A 19,604-nucleotide genomic window follows, 5' to 3' on the forward strand; every position below is an offset into this window, starting at 1 on the left:
AGCGAATTCACGGAACTTTAGGGTACGTATCGCCTGTTCAGTTTGAGTCCATGTATTACAAAAGGGGAAGCTAAATGATTGATGTTGTCCACTTTCTTGACAGAGGTCCATACATACAACCAAATCCGTTGTTTTGGCTCATAAAAGTAAATTTCAGGAAACTGAATTGTAGTGAGTACAGTGTATAGCAAGCTATTGTTGCTATACCGCCATAAGGTTGTATGAAATACAGTCTGCATCAAGCGAGATTGACTATGTAATTGTGCGCGCTGGAGCTACATTGTATGTAGTGCAATCAAATCAGTGGGGACGGCACTAAACCACCAAATAAAAAAAGTGCCGAAAAGTCCCTTGGACTTTCTCGACACTCTGAAAAGACCTTCGCTATTAGCGAAAGTCTCTTCTCTACCCACCCCATCCACATTTCTCCACTATTACTCACAGCTAGGAAGCAAGTCCGCGCTTCGGCAGCAGCCGAACATACTCATCGGACAGCTTCATCAGCTGTGTAATGTATTCGTAATCACTACGGTACTGCTCGATATCGGCGACTGGCTCCATCGTATCTAGAGATACAGCCGTCCCATCATCGAAGCCTTTCCCAGGAACGAATAAGATATCGTTGTTGAAGAAAGAGCCTGTCGGCAAATAATAACGCATGCCGAACACGTTCTGTTTCACATTAAGAAGGTCCTGCCCGAAAGCAACGACGCCCTCATCCTCCGGCTTTATCCCAAGCAGATTAGCCATTGTCGGCATCATATCAAGCTGGCCACCAGGCTGCTTAACCGTACTGCCTTCCGACTGACCTGGAGCATGAACGACAAAAGGAATATTGAAGCGGCTAAGGCGGGCATCATACTTAATGCCAAGCTCGGAGCTAATCATAGCGGCATCAGCCTTATCCGGCTGCAGCCCGAAATGATCGCCGTAGACAACAAGCATCGTGTCCTCCCACATACCGCTGTCCTTCAACTGATCTATGAGCGTTCCGAGTGCATAATCGGCATAATGGACAGCCATCAAATAATCACCCAAATGGGTTCCATCAAGCGATTCTGGCAGCACAAGTGTATTGCGATCAGCAGGCACCTTGAATGGGAAATGGCTGGACACCGCTACGAACTGGGCATAGAATGGTGTACCTTCCGCATTTAATTGCTTAAGATTATCCATCCCGACCTTGTACAGCTCTTCATCGGAAGGTCCAAAATCATTGAAGTAATCATTCTCGAAGCTTGGCTTATCGTAATAGTGATCGAAATTAAGTGCTGGATACAGCTTATTCCGATCCCAGAACGATACATCATTCACATGATAAGTGCTCGCTTCATAACCCCGGCTCTGCAGTAAGCGCGGTAAGCCTGGAAGCTCGCGATCACCGAAGCCTGTCGACATTGCGATGTCTCCAACCGGATAGATCGATGTGTTGGACATGAATTCGGCATCCGATGTATTGCCTTGTCCAATCTGCTGATACACATGCGGGAAATAATAGCTCTCGTCAGTAAGCTTGTTCAACACAGGAGTCAGCTCGACCCCTCCAACGGACAGGTTAACCGGGAAGTTCTGGAACGCCTCCAGCTGGACGACGATTACATTCTTCCCTTCAGCTGCCCCGAAGCCTACAGGCATAGTATCTCCTGACGCCGCATCCCGATAAGGATATGAAGCCTGAAGCTCTCTTACAGCAGCTGTCGTTTCTTCCAAGCTTCCGGTCTGCGCAGCAAGCGTGCTGTTCCCTGCCTTCCACACAGCAGCTGCTTGATATCCAAGGAAACCAAGACTTTCAACTTGGGCATGTTCATTCTCTATAGCCGCTGCCTTATACAACGAGCCGCCAGAGAGCGCCAGACAAATAATAGCCAAGCCAAGCACAATGCTCACACGCCCAATACGGCTGCGGCCTGGAATACGAACCCCTCTTACTCTATTAATAATAAATAGAAGGGCAATCGCGGCAACATCAATAAAATACACGAAATAAATGCCTTTTACCAGGGATTGAATACTGCTGCCAATTTGAGAGACTTGATCAAGCGCTTTAAGCGCGGTATAGGTCGGAACCGAGCCATAATAGCTGTAATAGACTGTCGCTGCAAAAAGCAGCAGAGATACGAGCAGATTCACCATCCAATAGCCTGCCCCTCTCCATCTTGAAGGGATAATCAATTCGAATAGCAGCAGAATACTGAGTAAAATCGCAGCATCTGTTAACAGACCTGTGATAGACACTTGGCTGAATAGAAAGAGACGAAATACGATAGATTTGATGAACAGCAACACAAATACAGGAATAATAAGCGATCGCCTATATCCATTATCATAGAAATTCATAGCTTCACTCCCCCGTGAACTTACCTGAACAAAGAAAGAAGCCATCAACGAGTGACGGCTCCTTTACTTTCTCTTAATCTACTATTACTAATACTAACTCATTTGATTAGCTTTATAAAGCCAGATAGACAATTTTCACCATACCAATTGCTTCCCTGGTATTCCTTTGTCATTATACTGTCACTTCTGCCAAGCGCGCTTTTTTCTCCTTCAAGCCTTGCCGTGCGAAATACAGGAAGGTGAGTGCCAGGAAGACAACAGCATAGATGGCAAGATAGAGCATTTGCTCCCGCATAAGCGCAAAATCTCCGCTTGCGATAATCGCTTTTAAGCCTACAATACTATGTGTCATTGGAAGCCAAGGATTAATCGCCTGCATCCAGCTCGGCAGCAGCTCCAGCGGGAACGTCCCCGCACTGGAAGTCAGCTGGAATATCATAAGCACGATCGCCGCGAAGCGTCCCGGATTATCAAGCCAAGTGACAAGCGCTTGAACGATCATCGTGAATGCCAAGCTAGCCATTAGTGTGAATACGAAGAAAAGTGGAACACTTTGCACTTCAATCTTAAGCACGTACAGCAGCACAACATCTGCAAGGATAGACTGCACAATACTTACTGTCACGAACGTTAGCGTACGGCTTGCGAATCTTCCCATCGCCGAAGCGCCAGGTACATTCGATTCACGTAGCGAGAATACCGTCGTGAATACGAGTGCCCCCATGAACAAAGCTAGCGATAAGAAATAAGGTGCAATGCCCAGACCATAGTGAGAAAGCTTATAATCCGTCTTCTCAACCAGCTTAACGGGCTCAGCGAACATGTTAACCGTATCATCGCCCGATTTCACCTCGGAGGTTTCGGTGGCCGCATCATTCAGCTTATCAGCAAGCTCACCGCTGCCATCAACTAGCTTCTCCGAGCCATCCTTCAATTCGCCAGCACCATCATCCAGCTTCTTGGAGCCGTCGGCTAATCCATCAACTCCGCTGCCAAGCTTAACAAGCCCCTCTGCCAGCTGCGCAGCACCTTGATTAAGCGCTGTTGCTCCCTCAGCAAGCTTGCTTCCGCCTGCCGATGCTTCATCGAGCTTCTCTCCGAACGTATTCATCCCAGTAACAAGCTGCGCTCCGCCTTGCTTCAGCTGCGCAGCACCATCAACCAGCTGCTGCTGGCCCTCATCCAGCTCCTTGCTGCCAGCCAGCAGCTGCTGCTGACCTTGGTGAAGCTGTTCACTGCCTGCCGCAACCTTCTGGCTTGCGGCAAGCAATTGCTTAAGCTGCTCATTCTCTTGAAGCTCAGGCGTCGCCTCAATCAGCTGCTCCAGCCCTTTGGCTACCTGATCCGCACCATCTGCAACCTGAGCGCTGGCTGCCTCGGAGGTTGTCAGACCATCCTTCAGCTTGCTGCTGCCGGCTTGTGATGATTTCAAACCTTCCTCCAGCGAAGAAGCGCCTGCTTGCGTCTGTACAGCTCCCTCTTGCAGCTGCTTCTCTGCTGCTGCCAGCTGATCCAGACCGCTTGCCAGATCCGTTGTTCCTTCGGTGAGTGCGCTTGTGCCCTCTTGCAGACTGCCAGCACCGTTGTAGAGCAGCTTAAGCCCACTCTGAAGCTCAGTCGTGCCGCTTGCCAGCTTATTCAAGTTAGTCTTCAAGGTAGTCAGACCATCTGTCAGCTTGCCTGCTCCATCCTTCAGCTCGTTCGCGCCATCGCCCGCTTCTCCCAATCCTTCGGATATGGTATCAACCTGCTCGAACATGCTGCGTGTATAAGCTTCCGTAATCTGCGAGGAGAGCTTCGACTTCAGCTCCTTCATCGCGCTGTTGCCGATCTGTCCTGCTACGAAGTTATAATGGCTGTTCGGCTCGAATATAATTTCGGCTTGCACCGGATGCTCCTGTGTTAGCGTCGTTGCATTCTCAGAAAAGTCAGATGGAATCGTGATTGTCATATAATAGCGATTATGCGACATACCATCCTCGGCTTCATCTTGATCGACGAATATCCATTTGAAATCATCGTTAGTCTTCAGCTCATCGACAAAGTCTTTGCCGACATCCATGCTCTCACCCTCATAGTCTGCTCCTTGGTCTAGATTAACAACCGCAACAGGAAGCTTGCTCGTATTGCCGTAAGGGTCCCATGACCCCTCCACAAGGAAGCCGCTGTAGAGCATAGGCAGCGCAGCTACACCTAAGAAGGTGAGCAGTAGCATCGGCTTGCTTACGAGTATTTTCATATCCTTCAAAAAAACGCGAAATGCATTCAATCGTCACACACCCTCCATCTATTCAGTTATGAATAATTGACCATTTCAGTATTTCGGTCATTTATTGACTAAAAAAAATTCCTCCAAACCAGCAGAGGAAGCTAGAACAACCTATTCAACCTTTGTCTTGCAATATACCGTCCACTACGAACAAGGTCAAATGCTCTTTAATCTGCTCTTTGGTTAAGGGTTTCTCATGCGTATTATCCCAGTCCGTCGTAATAGCCAAATATAGACGTAGAATCATATAGGCAGCAATGTCGGTATCGCAACGCTTCATTTCACCTTTCTCGATTGCATCATCCATCTGCTGCTTCAGGAAGGCAATTGAGAACTTCTCCATCAGACGAATGCCTTGAAGTGCTTGATGTGTTCCAATATCTCTAACCTCTTGCGTGAGCTTGACGAATAAATCATGATCAGAACGGAATTCTAACATAGAGTCGAGCAAACGTAATAAATTTTGCATCAACGAATCATTCGGTCTAATCGCTTCTTTCATAACAATAGTCAGCTCGTCAAACGCTTGAGCCAATATTTCATCGAACAGCTCTTCCTTCGTACTGAAGAACGTATAGATCGTCCCCTTGCCTACATTGGCAATCTTCGATACCAGATCCATCGTTGTTGCTTTATAGCCGAACTGGACGAAGGATTGTGCTGCCGCTCTCAGGATCAATGCCTTCCGATCAATAGACATGTATGTGATGACCCCCTTTCCTATTACATACCGCATTAATGACTAAAAATCATTTTCGGTCAACCAGTCAATCAATACTGTATCATAAATGCTCCTCGTCTTGCAATACATTCTAGCCAAAAGAAAAATACCGTTCCTATTCGAACGGTACATGGTTCATCCATTATCATCCTAAAGTTTCAAGCAAATTATTCCGATTCAAGCTTTTCTGTACGGTTCTCGGTACTCATAAGTCGTCAGACCGACATTTTTCTTAAAGATGCTATAGAAATATTTCGTATTCAGATACCCAACCTTTTCTGCAATGACTTTGGCTGTGTCCTCAGTATCCTCTAACAGCTTCTTAGCAACCTCTAGGCGGTAGTTAAACAGAAATTCGGTAGGCGAGCTATTGTGAACTTCTTTAAACAGCCTCCTCATATAGCTTGCCGAATATTGAATATGCTCCGCCACCATGTCGATCGTCAGCTCGCTATTGCCATAATTCGCTTTAATGAAGTTAATGGCCGCCGCCAGAAGCTCTTCCTTCTTCTGCTGATCATGATGCTCCTTCGCTACCATCTGCTTAATAAGCCCACTTGAGATGAGCTCTTTCTTCTGATCTAACGTATCTAGATTCAGCAGATCATTGTTGAAGCTTCTAACATTATAATCCCCCAGCATGACAGTGCTATGCAGTGACTTAGCCAGCCTGCTCAAGGATGCGCCTAGCTGCAGCAAATATAAATGAGTATCCTGTAAGCTGCCCCATTTAATAGCCTCTATGAACTGCTCTAAGTACAAGCTTGCGTTCTCCGAATGATTCTGTCTAATGGCTAAGAGGAGCAAGGACTCTAATTCATAAGGATAGTCATACATTCTCTTATCTTGACTCTCTATATCCACATAGGAAATGACCGATTGCTGCCCCATAACCGCTCGATAATCGCTGGCCGTCAGCGCATGATGATAGCTTAAGCCAGGCACCAAGCATTCTACCGTACCGATACCTGCCGTTGCTTTTATGTTCAAATACCTATCGATAGTGACAATGGTCTCTGCTACTCTGTCATGCAACAACTGCAGCTGACTATCGGTAATCAGCTCGCCGTTAATCATTAAGGTCACATGGTCGAGACCATTCTCCAGTCCTTCGCATGCAAAATCCCTTCTCAGCAGCTCCAGAGCAATGTTCGTTATCGCATACTTGAATGAATAGATGTCTTCGGACTTGTATTCCCTCTCGAAACGCTTGAAATGATCGAATCGTATGATGACGGCCACGAACTGCTCATTCACGAATGGAACCTCATACAAGGCGAAAATATCTTCCACTTTATCTAATGAGGACAGCTCATTATGAAGCAGCTTGAATAGCATATGCTTTTTGGCCGTATCCTGCACTGCCTTAGCAGTCGTATGGGCCGCATAGCTGCCATTGCTGTCGCCCTGCAGTCGTTTGAATTGATGAAAAAACATCGCGACCGTCCTCCTCCTAAGCAGCACTAACCCAAGGTGCTGAGCATGTCCGGTGTAATTTCATATTTCAACGGCTTTCCAGTCACATATGCAAGGCATTCCTCTAACATATATTCGCCCATCCGCGCCACTTCGTTACTGACACTTCCCGAAATTCGCGGTGTTAAACATACATTATCCATGGAGAACAAAGGATGTCCCATAGGCAGCGGTTCAGGATCGGTCACATCCAGAATAGCCGTAATCGTGTTATTCTCTTGCAGCAGCTTAATGAGATCATTCGTGTTAATCTGTTCGCCCGCTGCCGTATTAATAATCGTTGTATAATCACTCATCTGGCAGAGAAGATCATCATGAATAATCCCTCTAGTGTGGTCATTATTCGCGAGATGATTGGAGATCACATGACAGGTGCTAAAAATCATATCCAAAGACGTCTTCGTAACGCCTAGACGTGCGGCTTCATCGAACGATAAATACGGATCAAATACGAGAACATCTAGACTGAAGGGCTTTAATAATTCAATAACCTTCTTCCCAATTCGTCCAGCACCTAATAGGCCAACCCGACTATGGAAATTACCTTCGAAATTCTCAGCATAGCTTCTCGCGTGTTCATGTCCCTGCTTCTTAAAGATCCTATTGGCTGGCATAATTCCTTTATTAGCGAGCAATATATGAGCAAAAGTAAACTCTGCCACCGGGACTGCATTTGCCGCCTGAGAGCTGAACACCCGAATACCACAGTTGAAGAAAGGTTCGGCGAAAAACTTAACCGTCCCCGCAGCGTAGAAAACAGCCTTCAAATTTGGAAAATACCGTCTGATCTCCTGTTCGGATAAATATCCAATTCCCCAGGTAGAGAAGATTACCTCCGTCTGGCTAAGCTGTTCAGCATGCTCCTCCAGATGACCTCTATCCACGATGAAGGGACTGATCGCAATAATTTCTGATAATCTCTCTATCGTATATTCACTAAATATTTCATAAAATTTGTTCGTGTCGAATGCAGGGCTCGATTTGTCTGATAGAAATATTCCTTTCATTCTGGCCCTCCAATCTTAATGGTATTGCTTCCGTTGCTTGATCCGGATACATAGACATCGGAACCGTATTCGTATACTCATCAGGATAATTACACTCTACCAGATATGGATCCCATTCTCACGTAATCGCAATATAGCCTCGATGAAAAAGTAGTCTCCATATATAATTGGAACACCATCATCTCCGTTTGTTTTCCCATGATATGCTGCTGTTCCATTCGCCACGATGGAATCCTCGTCCACATTCCAATTGCAGAACCTTCTGTCTGTTGCCTTAAGAATGTTGATCGCTGCATTCACATATAGAGACTTCACCGAGTCATCCACCGCTTCCGCAATTTCCAGCAAGCCGCATGCAGCCGTAGTACCGGCAGTCGTATCCCACAGTATAGGTTCAGCAGGTGAACGGAAATCGACCACAGGAACAAAATCCGTTGTCGATACATTGGAGATGAAATAGTGTGCGACTTTTTTGGCCGTATTCAAGTAACTGTCGTCTTTCGCATGTCGGTAGCTAAGAGCAAAGCCATACAATGCCCAAGCCTGACCTCTTGACCACGACGAGCCCGATCCATAGCCTTGGCCTCCTGCTGCTTCTACGAAATCTCCATTCTCAGGATCGAGAATAACGATATGATTGCAGGAGCCATCCGGTCGCACCGTATGCTTCGAGGTTGTATCGGCATGATCCTTAGCGATATAGCTGAACCTCGGATCGTTCGTTTCAAGACTAGCCCAGTACAGCAGCGGAATGTTCATCATACAGTCCACAATCATCCAGCCTGTACAATCATCATTCCAAGCACGAATGAACTTCCCGCGAGGATTATACCTTCCAGCCAGCAGGTTAGCTGCATGCAAGCCTCTAGTCTTTGCCTTCTCATTACCTGTAATCCGATAGTTGGCAACGGAAGTATGAAGCCACATAAATCCGACATCATGATGCAAGCCCTCATAGCCTTCAAGTGCCTTATCCAGCTTAAGCTCCACTCCCTCAGCCGCGACCAGATACTTTTCATCTTGCGTCGCAGCATACATCTGCCACAGCATGCCCGGCCAGAAGCCATTCGTCCACCAGTAAATATCCGTCTCAGCCTTATCCTCCTGATACTTCCCATTGACAGGTATATAAGGAATCCGATCTCCGACTCGATCACATTGTGCAGACATCTTCTCTTGTACTTTGACCCATACTTCATCCAACCACGCCTGATTCTCTGTGATCAATTGATATGCCAATTCATATCCCCCGCATTCTATGGTTATCGATCTCTATGTCCAATATAAGTGCTCCCATAAGCATCAACAAGCACCAAAAATCAGGTATGAAGGCAATAATCAGATATTGAACCTAAGGGGATTTAATTGACGAGAACTTAACCAATCACTTCGGCACGACAAAGGAAACGGTCGTACCTTGATCCGGATAACTATGAATTTGCAATCCATTCCCATACATTTGTTTCAACCGTCGATCGACATTGATCAGACCGACTCCCTGCCTGCTGTCCGAACGTCTGTCAAGTACTTGTTGCCGCATTGTTTCATCCATCCCTACGCCGTTATCGGCAATGACCACTTCTGCGCGGTCTTCATATTCAGTGATTTGAATAAGGATCTTTCCTCCCGACGAACGCCTCGATATACCGTGCCGTACTGCGTTTTCCACGAGCGGCTGAATCGAGAGAGGGGGAAGCTGTAGCTTCATGCTCACCCCGACTTCCCACACAATATCCAGATTGCCACCGAAACGTTCTTTCTCGATATTCAAATATGAACGGACGAGAGCAAGCTCCTGATCAAGCGAAACAACCCGTTCGGAATTTTGGAATTTGAAGCTTGCTCGCAAATAATTGCCGAATTCATCGAGCAAAAGGCGCATTCTGTTCAGATTGATGTCGCTTAGCGCCGCTATCGCATTGAGCGCATTGAACAAAAAGTGCGGCTGTATTTGCGCCTGTAGCCATGCCGCTTCCATACGCAACCGTTCACGCACGGAACGCTGCACATCAGTTAATGCCCTCACCCGAGCCATCAACTCCATTGCATCCGCAGGTTTTACAACGTAATCGTTGGCGCCCGCCAAAAATCCTGCGGCAATATCTTCAGTTTTGTTGCGCGCGGTCAGAAGCAGAATGGGCAGCTCCGAGCTCGAATAGCGCTCACGGATCGCGCGCGTTAACTCATACCCCGACATATGAGGCATCATGACGTCGGCAATAACCAGATCCCACTCTCTTTTTTTCAGTTGGGACAATGCTTCTTAGCCGCTCGTAACCGCAACGATATTGAAATATTTCGCAGTTAAAATGTCCTCCAATATTTTCAAGTTAAGCGGATCGTCGTCCACAGCCAATACAACCGGTCTATCCGTAGAGCCGGAACTTGGCGTATCCGCATCTGCACCGTATTGAACGTCCGAGCTGGCAACGCCTGTTTCCATATAAGCGGGCAACAGAGCTGATGCAACTTCCAATTCCGGTTGAACGGACGACGAATCGGACAGCGCCAAAGCAAACGTGAATACCGCGCCATCACTGGGGGCAGTGCTGACCTCCAACGCTTCTCCGTGCAGCTCCACCAACTGCTTGCAAATACTAAGGCCCAGTCCGATGCCGCCGCTGGGAGCCGCCGTCATTCCGGAGTCGCCTTGCTCGTAGGGTTTAAAGATTCTTTGCAACGTCTCCGCGTCCATGCCGCCGCCCAGTATCCGCAACGCTTATGTACGCCTTCCCGTCCTTCGCGACCGCCCGGATGACGACAGTTCCTTCGTTGGTAAATTTGATCGCGTTGTGAACCAGATTAAACAAAATTTGAACGAGACGGTTTTCGTCGGCCATCACACGCGGGAACGTGTCTGGAATCGCATTGACGAGCCGAATCGGCTTGCCATCGGTCATGAAGCGAAGCATGTCGAATACGCCGGAGGCGACCGCTTGTAACTGAACGCTTGTCGCGTGCAGACGGACAATGCCTTCCTTGAGACGCGTCAAATCAAGCAAGTCGTTTAACAAAAACGACATGCGTCGACCGACAGTAATCATTAACTCCAAATTTTTGGCGTTCTTATCGCTCAACGAATGTTTTTCGCTGTCGAGGACGGTTTGTGCGATATTCATCATCCCGTGCAGCGGATTTCGCAATTCATGGGATGTGTTCGCCAGAAAATCATCCTTCAGCATGTCGGCTCTCTGCAACTCTTCAGTCAGCTTTTCCTTTTGGGCAAACGTACGGATATAGCGCTTAAACCAATAACATACAAAAGCGAAAAAGTTAGCGATTATATCGATGGGGTAGAAACCCATATCGACCAAACCCATCTCTTTTGGGATGGCCCAAATGAAGTTGTTCATAAGCGCTGCATTGCCAAGCAATAGAAATATGGCATCCGTGTCTCCTTTCATCGCGGTGCGAAAAGAAATCACTGGAACGACCACATAAGGGACTAAAATGAAAATCGTATGCACATTGTCCAAGAGCCACAGATATTTCGCGGGCGCAAGCAATATGTATAGTGCAAATATCGCACTAAGGAATGTGTACCAGCGAAACACTCTAACAGTCGAATATTCGGGCAGTAAACGTTTGTAAAATTCAAGGAGAAATACGGAAATACCCAGATAGGAGAAGTAGAAAATTTTGACCGCCCATTCGTAGTTGATCGGCGTCCACACCAACAGCATCATATCGTCGGAAACCAAAACCGTTATCACCCACATAACCATCAGTATGGCGAAGGTGATTATTCCCGGTTGGCGAGCTCGGATTAAATATAAAATGAAAGCATATAACGCGTGGCTCATAAGAATCACGCATAACATCAACTACAAGCCGATCGAGAACCACGTTTCATGATTTACGGCGCGCTCGGTTCCGAATGCGACCGGTTCAAAAATGCCGCCAAAATGGCTATCATCAAAGTTCGCGACATGAATGACAATATCAATTTCATCTCCGTCCACCGTAAATGAAGCGGAATACGGTACGATTCGAGCCGTGTATCGATCGGCGCTCTGTTCCGGTTGTCCCGATTTTGCCAACAGCCGGCCGTTCACGTACAGATCGGAAGCCGACATTATAATCGGCATGCGGATGCTATACGTTTGCTCTTTGCGCGGATCAACCATGACGCGCAGCCGATACGTCCCGTAGCCATACGGCGAATTTGTGTGCGAAGATAGTGAAGCGCTCCAATTTCCGGGCACTTGAATAAACTCCTGCTCCCTAGCGGAAGAACGCATATCGTCCGCACTTGACATGAGGAAAGTATGGGGATAAAATTCCCACTCTCCATCCAATTTAAGGGTACGCGTCGTTGTCAAGTCCCACCCCCGCAAATCGACTTCACCGTGTACGGCGTGGGCAGAATCCGGCGGCTTGAACATTATGATCCAAATGATTCGAATCGTGACCAAGATAAGAAGGAACAAGCTTGTGACGAGAAATATTTTTCTTTTAGTCATCATACGTTCATAATTCGACAAAAGTGGCGTGAGTTCCTTCTACCGCACCCAACCGTCCAAGACTCGCTATTGGCAGCTTGGCTTTAGCCTTTCCAAGCAGGATTTCCACCTGCTAAACTTCACAATCTGGGATTGGTCGCACCGAGAGTTGAGTTATAAATTCTGTAATGTAAAGAAAGCCCGCCAACATACATTGGCGGGCTTTCTTTTTTTGAGCTTACTTATCAATGGCGTTTAGTTACGGTACCCAAATTTCCATACCGTTTAATTTTTCGTATTGATGGGCATTGGTTGCTTCCATGATATCATAGTATGCCCAGTAGCCACTTGAAAGGTCTTTGAAAACTTTGATGCTGGTAGACGCATCGATGACTTTCTTGTCAGCCTGACGATTGAGCATTCTGTTTACAATCGTAGCAGACTCAGCGCGTGTGATGGTTTTATTCGGTTCAAAGTTGCCGTTCGGATAGCCATTTACCCATCCATATTCCGCTGAAGTTGCTATGCTGGAATACGCCCAATGGGTGTTGGATACATCTGTAAAGCTCTTATTGCCTGCAGCATTATTCGAAAATCTTACTGCTATGCTTGTAAACTCTGCACGAGTGATGGCCTTATTAGGTGCGAAGGTGCCATCTTCATAACCGTTAATAATACCGAGGTTTGCTAAGGTCTTCACCGCTTTTGCATACCAAGCATTTTCAGGTACATCACCAAAGTGCATTCCTGAAGTATTTACATCTTGATTATTTAGAAGATTATAGAACATCTGAGCTACTTCAGCACGGGTTATTGAGGCATCCGACCTAAAGGTTCCATCCTCATACCCATTTAAATATGCTAAATGTTCAATAGTATTGAGCAACTTAAATACTCCCGTATCTTCTCCGCCTGCGTCATCGGTGGAATCGATGAGGCCTCCGCCATTACCATTGTCAGATGGCAGTGAAGGTCCTGTGCCCGGCAAGTTATCCACAAATATCATTTGGTTGGAGTAAACCAAAGCATAAGTCGAAAACTTGGTCGAGGAGAACGTTACGGTTGTTCCATTGACAGAGCTTGGTATGAATTCCGCAATGCCATTATGAACTCTCGCAATTGCGAAATATTTATAACCCAACAGGTTTGTCGGAATGTTCAGTGTAATACTAATTGGCTGCGGTACTACATGAACAAGCTGTGGAGTGCCGGCAGTACTCACTGCACCACTGTTGTTTAGTACATCTACTTTTTTGGTAATGTTAATATCATACACAAAGCCAATGTTAGCCGTACTTGGGTCAATGAGGGTTGATATCAAGCCTTTGTCGTCATATACACTTTGGGTTGCGCTAGTAGACACATCCGTTGCATTCAGATTAAGAGTGACATTCAAGGATTGGCCATTCAATGCCTGAGCCTGAGCAATTTCATCAGACGTAAGCAGCATACCCTTTTGAGCATCCAATTGATTTCTTGTAACAGCGGGATTTGCAACACTGCCGCTTACGATACTGTTAATATTTAATGAAGGCAGCAAATTCAATATCGCATTCGATACATCCTCTACCGTTTTCCTGCTTATTTGCAATTGTTCTTCCGGTGTGAGATCCGTAAATTTTTTATGTGCTTCTTTTAAATCATCTAAAGTATTCGTATTGATAGCAGTCACCATTTCATTGACTACCTGTGTTACAGCGGTAGAAGGATGAATAATAATGTTTCCCTTGTCGCTTGTAACGCTCATTCCCGCAGGTGCTTCGGCATTTGGCGTAAATGGTCCAAATGTGACGTTGCCTGCGTTATCTACGGTAGCAGTAGCCGTAAATGTTGCGTTAAGTGCTGCGTTGTCAGGGTTCGTAATCGTAATACTTGCCGGATACAGCCCTACCGGTACATCGTTAACAGTATATTTGCCGGTATATTGATTGACACTGCCTGTAACGCCAGCCACAGTGATTGTTGCTTGTGTAGGATAGGTTCCATTCTCATACATCATCACGCCGGTTATATTAACCAACGGAACACCATACCCGTAAGTAACATCTTTTGTGGCAGTGATGATGTTAATGACACCGGAATTATACTCAACAATAACTCCTGGATCTTTAAATTCGCCAGAACCGTGTACATTAAGTACGGGTAAGTAACCTATTTTAGTATTATTTGTATCTAGCACAAGTGTAATATGGTCGTAGGATCCATTAGGTACAATCTCATTCGAGGTTTCAAGACCTGTTTGCCAACCCGTTGATACATACCTTGTCGTTTCACCAATAGAAGTATCCCAATTAGGTGCGTAAGTTTTAGAGGCGCCAATAAAGCTTATAAAGTTCCAGTTCCCCGTCCAGGCACTCTTAAATTCTTTAAACATACTGGCAATCGTAAGCATTTCTTCAGGTTCAGCTGGTGCTGGCTCTACAAGATGTCCGTTATTGCTCGTTGCAATAGTTACAGCATCTTTAAAAGTCATGGTATCCAGCCTTTGCACATATGCAAAATGACGTCCATTGTAGGTACGCACAGATGTTTTTCCATCGGACAATGGCGCCCCCGGCGTTACATTGACTGTGACACTTTGGGTTTGCCCTGCAGCTTGTGTAAATGTCATATTTCGAATGACAGCCTGAATTTCTTCATAAGTATTAGTACTTGAAAAATTGAACACTCTATTTGTAGGTATAGATTGGTCAGTAACAATGCCGCTAATTGTTATGCCATTAGTCAACTCGGTAATACCGCTTGGAAGCGTTCCAACAGCAATTGAGCCATTATTTACAGCCACTGTAAAGTACCCGCCGTCTGTGTCAACGACACCCGTGCTCCCAAACGCAGCATCTGGCAGCTGATAGTTTGTTGTGGACGATCTTACAGGAGTACCGAGATCAAGTACTACAGGAGCGACAATAATTGTCTTCGTCGTGCTAATTTGAATACTGGTGTCGTCATTCGGCATTCCGCCGTATTCGACGACGTAGCCTTGAACAGCAGCGTTGCCAGGGTTAAAATCGTTCCACGTGCCATCAGTATTAAAAATATGTGCGACATACTCACCTCCACCAGAGTCGTTAGGCTCACTTCCGAAGGCACTTACAGCCCAGTTTGCATACGCGCCTACTGAATTTCCCGGTAGGTAACCGCTCCAGAACGGCAAGCCGCTCCCGCTGTTTTCCAAGCCTTCAGGGCCTGTCACCCAACGCCAGTCTCCAGCGCCCGGAGTGGTGATAGGTTCTTGATTTGGTCGTCCAATATCTCGCGCGCCCAGCCAACCAGCTCCGCTCGTTTTTTTCCATATGAAATCATTTTCGCCTTGACTTGTTATGGTTGCGAGGTAACCTTCCCGCCCAAAGTAGGATTGGCTGCTAGACGCCGCTACTGCAGTGTTCCAAGCAATGGCTTCTTGGGGAACATATTCATAGAAATGACCGTTCCCGCTGTAAGACAGCGCGGGACCCATTGAGAACGCGATGGTTCTGTCGCTTTTATCAGTAGATGTGGTTGAATACATCACGGTTCTTAATAAGTTTTGATAATATGCTGCTGAAGCATTGCCTTTAAGTATTATAACCCCATTAGCAGCATTGCTATTATCTACCGTAATGCCGCTGCTCAGAGCCACAGTTTCATCGACGGACAAGGAATCTCCGCTTTTAAAATTGTCAATGACAACCGTAGCGCCCGGCAATATGCCGCCATTATCGGTATATTCGATAGTTAAATTCCCATCAACCTGTACAGGAGTACTGCCTTGGGATGCGGTAGTTCCTGCGGATGCGAATATTCCAGTCGGTATTGGATCGGCACTTATCAGTTCTTTAAGTTTAGTGCCATCCGCCACATACACATTGTCGTTGCTGTCTACGGCTATACCTCCTGGAGAGTCAAAGCTTCCCGAACCGGTGATGTCCGTCCAACTAGTACTTCCGTTCGGCAGTTTTTTTACTTTCTTATCGCCAATATCCGTCACATACACATTGCCGATGCTGTCTACGGCTACGGTTTGTAAATTGTTAAAGCTTTCCGAACTGGTGATGTCCGTCCAACTAGTACTTCCATTCAATAGTTTTTTTACTTTGCGATTTGCAGCATCCACCACATACACATTGCCGCTACTATCTACGGCCGCGCCACCGGGACGGTTAAAGCCTCCCGAATGGGTAATGTCCGTCCAAATACCGTTCGACCATTTTTTAATTGTGTTAGCTACATTATCCGCCACATACACATTGCCGCTGCTGTCTACGGCTATGCCAAAGGGAGCACTAAAGCTTTCCGAACCGGTGATGTCCGTCCAACTAGTACTTCCGTTCGATAGTTTTTTTACTTTACTATTGTTATTATCCGCCACATACACATTGCCGCTGCTGTCCACGGCAACTCCATTGGGACTTACAAAGCTTTCCGAATAGGTGACGTCCGTCACACTGCCGTTCGACAGTTTATTAATTGTGTTATTGCCAATATCCGTCACATACACATTGCTGCTGTTGTCTACTGCTACGCCATAGAGAGAGTTAAAGCTTCCCGAACCGGTGATGTCCGTCCACGTTCCAGTTGCCGCATAGGCTGAACTCCCGCTTGCAGCCATCTGGAGCACAGGGAGGAGCATCAACAAGAAACACATCAGCGCATTAGGTATTCTTTTTTTCATTTTCTTCTCTTTCAATTTGTACTCATCCTCTCTTTGATTGTTCAACATGTCATCGAACCATATAAATTTTGATAATATGCTACTGAAGCATTGCTTTTATCCGTAATGCCGTCATTTCCGCTGTAGTTGATATTTAAATCCCAATCAACCGTTACAGGGGTACTGCCTTGGGATGCAGTCGTTCCTGCGGATGCTGTCCGTAGTTTTTTCAGCTTGGTAGCTTCATTTCTTTTCCTCTTAAGTGATTAAGAATCCTTGGCAGCAAAGTTCTTTGATGTCCGTTGCCATACTTGACCGAATAACGTCGAAACTGTGTTACGGATGTTGTATTTCCCAGTCGCCTTAAACCGGAACACGTCCCGAAATCCTACTTTCTCCCATTAAAAAAATGATCTCCAACCACCGTAAAACAACCGCCCGTTCTTAATCTATTCCGCTCTCAACTCCTGTCCGAAAGGGAGTCAAAGCACCTCTCCCATAATTCGATAAAACCCACTTCTTTTCGACAGATAGGATCATAACATAAGGATCTATGCAAAATCTTTACAAGCTTCGATTGCTTTCACACGCAGTTCATTCGTTTCGTCTGACTGAAAGCGGATGTGAAGTATATCGTCCATCGAAATCCAATCCACTCCTTCTGTATGGATTATTTTCACACTTCGGGTTTGCTGATCTGTCATAGTCGCCAGTCCTCTCAGTTCATGATTGTTCATCCCGTCAAAAAAACGAATATGAATAAAACGCTGATTCAATAGCGATTCTTTAATGATGTTTGCAAATTCATGGTCGTTTGTCATGTTCGATTATACACACTCTCTCTCCAATGAAGTTAAGTTAAGAGGGGATTCGACAAAATCCACTTCCTTTCAACAGGTATGATCATAACAAAAGGAACTATACAAAATCTCTAATGCCAACACCGGCGCTAATCATCCATAGCCAAAATGCCGATAGTATCGCTATAACAAGTCGAATCAAGCCGAAAAAACAATGCAAACATTATTATGGAGCGTGGAATATTTGAGGATCATATTGGTGGATGACGAGCTGTTGGTGCTAAATCAAATTCGGCGAATGCTATCGGGATATTCCGGGATTTCAGTGGTCGGCTCGTTTCAGAATGCGCGAGAAGCAATTGCGCGAATGCCGGAACTTCAACCGGACGTCATATTTTTCGACATTCACTTGCCGGAACTATCGGGAATCGATGCGGCGGAGTTGGTACGGAAGACTTGTCAGGGAGTCGATATTGTGTTTGTAACGGCATATGACGAATATGCTATCCGAGCGTTCGATCTGAATGCGGTCGATTATTTGCTTAAGCCGTTGCATCAGGCTCGTTTGGATCAAACGATAAAGCGACTGATGCAAAAAAGTTTGCATAAACAAGAGGATATCACATCAACGGCGCCTTCCCGCGTTCTCTGTTTTCGGTCTCTCCGTTTTCAGCGCAGCGGCGGGTCTACGGATATTCCGAAATGGCGGACGTCAAAAACGCAGGAGCTGTTCACTTATCTACTGCACCATCGCGGCAATATTGTCCCAAAGGAAACACTTCTGGAACTGCTGTGGCCGGAGCTTGACGCGAAACAGGCGACGAGTCAATTGTATACATCGATTTATCACATTAGACAGTGCTTGAAGCAAATGGGTATCGATGCCCCCATCCGCAATCTGACTATTCAGGAAGGCTACGTGCTCGACACAAGCCGTATTCGGATTGACGTGGATGAATGGGAAAATGGTTTGCGGCAGGCGAGCGGAGGAAATTTGATCGATAGTCACTCCGAGCTGCGGCGGTTGCTTGAACTTTATGAAGGGGACTATTTTCAGGAGCACGGTTATTGGTGGGCGGAGAACGAACGCGAAAGACTACGAAAGCTATGGTATCAGCACGCCCGTTCTTTAGCCCGATTCTATGAGAAAGCCGGGATGCGAAAGGAAGCGCTGGCGATGTACGAACGGATTCAGGATGCGGACCCGTATAACGAAGAAGACGGACTTGCGCTGATGAAGCTTTATACGGCAACCGGACGGCACAAAGAAGCGGAGAGGCACTACCATAAGATGGATCAACTGTTTTCAAATGAGCTGCGGATCGGCTTGCCTGCCAGGCTGGTAAACTGGTTCGAACAAGCAAGAATGAAATTGCCCCCTGACGCAATGAGGGTGACGATGAAGGACATCGACAAGGCAGAAACAGGGTGACCATCCATTGTCCGCTGCGCGGTACCTCAAACATAACCGCCAATTGGCTACTCGTTACGATAAATTAGCCAGTACCTTTCCAGCCTTTTTAAAGCTAGCTTCTATTATGGTCTGGCTCAATTAGGTTTGAAAACACGTTCTAGTCCCTTAATCATCTGCTGCTCAGGTTCCGTACGCCGGTTGAGGTTCTCTGGCTTCAACGCTCCCAGCAATCTGCTCGCCGCCGCTTTCTCAAAGTAATACGTCAAGCGGCAGTCTTCCTCTACCAGTGCATACTCGGTGCCCTCGCGACGTCAGCCGTTCCTTGGGATTCCGCGTTTCCATCAAGCCCCGGTGTAACCGCTCAAATCCTACAGCTCGTCCAAACGAGAGCAGGAGCTGATCTGAGGGACCGTTAAGGTCGTCCAGAGGTTATTATCTATATCAAAGGTTCCCCTCATGTCAGCTATCAGAGGTGAAAAACTGGAAGAGAACTGGATGAATTGTATAC

Annotated in this window: 14 protein-coding genes and 1 pseudogene; 2 read left to right on the forward strand and 13 right to left on the reverse strand. The window is 46.4% G+C overall.

Annotated features, from left to right (window positions below; translation table 11 throughout):
• Nucleotides 1-444: 444 nt before the first annotated feature.
• The 12 genes from AC6ESP_RS27070 to AC6ESP_RS27125 all read right to left on the reverse strand — a co-directional run bounded on the left by AC6ESP_RS27070 (nt 445) and on the right by AC6ESP_RS27125 (nt 17,703).
• Nucleotides 445-2,337: an LTA synthase family protein gene (locus AC6ESP_RS27070; protein WP_497099867.1), complete on the reverse strand. Its 1,893-nt coding sequence runs from the start codon at nt 2,335-2,337 to the stop codon at nt 445-447.
• Nucleotides 2,338-2,509: 172 nt separating this feature from the next.
• A complete protein-coding gene (locus tag AC6ESP_RS27075) occupies nt 2,510-4,606 on the reverse strand; it encodes a YhgE/Pip domain-containing protein (protein WP_497099868.1) in 2,097 nt (698 codons plus the stop codon).
• A 115-nt stretch (nt 4,607-4,721) separates the two neighbouring features.
• Entirely contained in the window at nt 4,722-5,306 is a 585-nt protein-coding gene (locus tag AC6ESP_RS27080) for a TetR/AcrR family transcriptional regulator (protein ID WP_497099869.1), read from the reverse strand.
• A 198-nt stretch (nt 5,307-5,504) separates the two neighbouring features.
• A complete protein-coding gene (locus AC6ESP_RS27085; protein WP_497099870.1) occupies nt 5,505-6,764 on the reverse strand; it encodes a helix-turn-helix transcriptional regulator in 1,260 nt (419 codons plus the stop codon).
• 26 nt (nt 6,765-6,790) lie between these two features.
• On the reverse strand, nt 6,791-7,810 hold the full coding sequence (locus AC6ESP_RS27090; protein ID WP_497099872.1) for a hydroxyacid dehydrogenase: 1,020 nt from the start codon (nt 7,808-7,810) through the stop codon (nt 6,791-6,793).
• 96 nt (nt 7,811-7,906) lie between these two features.
• The gene (locus tag AC6ESP_RS27095) at nt 7,907-9,049 is read right to left on the reverse strand and encodes a glycoside hydrolase family 88 protein (protein ID WP_497099873.1); all 1,143 of its coding nucleotides are present in this window, start codon (nt 9,047-9,049) and stop codon (nt 7,907-7,909) included.
• Between the two features lie 145 nt (nt 9,050-9,194).
• Nucleotides 9,195-10,067 carry a histidine kinase gene (locus AC6ESP_RS27100; protein ID WP_497099874.1) on the reverse strand — a complete coding sequence of 291 codons (873 nt, stop codon included), beginning with the start codon at nt 10,065-10,067 and terminating at the stop codon, nt 9,195-9,197.
• Nucleotides 10,068-10,073: 6 nt separating this feature from the next.
• On the reverse strand, nt 10,074-10,490 hold the full coding sequence (locus AC6ESP_RS27105) for an ATP-binding protein (protein WP_497099875.1): 417 nt from the start codon (nt 10,488-10,490) through the stop codon (nt 10,074-10,076).
• Nucleotides 10,474-11,613 (reverse strand): sensor histidine kinase, encoded by a 1,140-nt coding sequence (locus AC6ESP_RS27110; protein WP_497099877.1) that lies wholly within the window; start codon nt 11,611-11,613, stop codon nt 10,474-10,476. Before AC6ESP_RS27110 ends, AC6ESP_RS27105 begins: the two co-directional genes overlap by 17 nt.
• A gap of 21 nt (nt 11,614-11,634) precedes the next feature.
• The gene (locus AC6ESP_RS27115; RefSeq protein ID WP_497099878.1) at nt 11,635-12,276 is read right to left on the reverse strand and encodes a hypothetical protein; all 642 of its coding nucleotides are present in this window, start codon (nt 12,274-12,276) and stop codon (nt 11,635-11,637) included.
• 235 nt (nt 12,277-12,511) lie between these two features.
• Nucleotides 12,512-16,951 (reverse strand): S-layer homology domain-containing protein, encoded by a 4,440-nt coding sequence (locus AC6ESP_RS27120; protein WP_497099880.1) that lies wholly within the window; start codon nt 16,949-16,951, stop codon nt 12,512-12,514.
• Between the two features lie 482 nt (nt 16,952-17,433).
• Entirely contained in the window at nt 17,434-17,703 is a 270-nt protein-coding gene (locus tag AC6ESP_RS27125) for a YolD-like family protein (protein ID WP_497099882.1), read from the reverse strand.
• 238 nt (nt 17,704-17,941) lie between these two features.
• Here AC6ESP_RS27125 and AC6ESP_RS27130 point away from each other — a divergent pair, with 238 nt between their 5' ends.
• Nucleotides 17,942-19,114 carry a response regulator gene (locus AC6ESP_RS27130; RefSeq protein ID WP_497099883.1) on the forward strand — a complete coding sequence of 391 codons (1,173 nt, stop codon included), beginning with the start codon at nt 17,942-17,944 and terminating at the stop codon, nt 19,112-19,114.
• A 25-nt stretch (nt 19,115-19,139) separates the two neighbouring features.
• Nucleotides 19,140-19,238: pseudogene (locus AC6ESP_RS27135) on the forward strand (IS5/IS1182 family transposase); the annotation flags it as partial.
• Here the strand turns inward: AC6ESP_RS27135 and AC6ESP_RS27140 are convergent.
• Nucleotides 19,231-19,362, reverse strand: coding sequence for a hypothetical protein (locus tag AC6ESP_RS27140; RefSeq protein ID WP_497099884.1), 132 nt, complete (start codon nt 19,360-19,362; stop codon nt 19,231-19,233). The pseudogene AC6ESP_RS27135 and the gene AC6ESP_RS27140 sit on opposite strands and share 8 nt — an antisense overlap.
• Nucleotides 19,363-19,604: the final 242 nt, after the last annotated feature.

The organism is Paenibacillus xinjiangensis, assembly GCF_059686975.1.

Bases quoted from the DNA above. Each gene is read 5' to 3' on its own strand.
- AC6ESP_RS27070 (WP_497099867.1), bottom strand. From the start codon at position 2,337: ATGAATTTCTATGATAATGGATATAGGCGATCGCTTATTATTCCTGTA.
- AC6ESP_RS27080 (WP_497099869.1), bottom strand. From the start codon at position 5,306: ATGTCTATTGATCGGAAGGCATTGATCCTGAGAGCGGCAGCACAATCC.
- AC6ESP_RS27085 (WP_497099870.1), bottom strand. From the start codon at position 6,764: ATGTTTTTTCATCAATTCAAACGACTGCAGGGCGACAGCAATGGCAGC.
- AC6ESP_RS27090 (WP_497099872.1), bottom strand. From the start codon at position 7,810: ATGAAAGGAATATTTCTATCAGACAAATCGAGCCCTGCATTCGACACG.
- AC6ESP_RS27110 (WP_497099877.1), bottom strand. From the start codon at position 11,613: ATGAGCCACGCGTTATATGCTTTCATTTTATATTTAATCCGAGCTCGC.
- AC6ESP_RS27115 (WP_497099878.1), bottom strand. From the start codon at position 12,276: ATGATGACTAAAAGAAAAATATTTCTCGTCACAAGCTTGTTCCTTCTT.
- AC6ESP_RS27120 (WP_497099880.1), bottom strand. From the start codon at position 16,951: ATGTTGAACAATCAAAGAGAGGATGAGTACAAATTGAAAGAGAAGAAA.
- AC6ESP_RS27125 (WP_497099882.1), bottom strand. From the start codon at position 17,703: ATGACAAACGACCATGAATTTGCAAACATCATTAAAGAATCGCTATTG.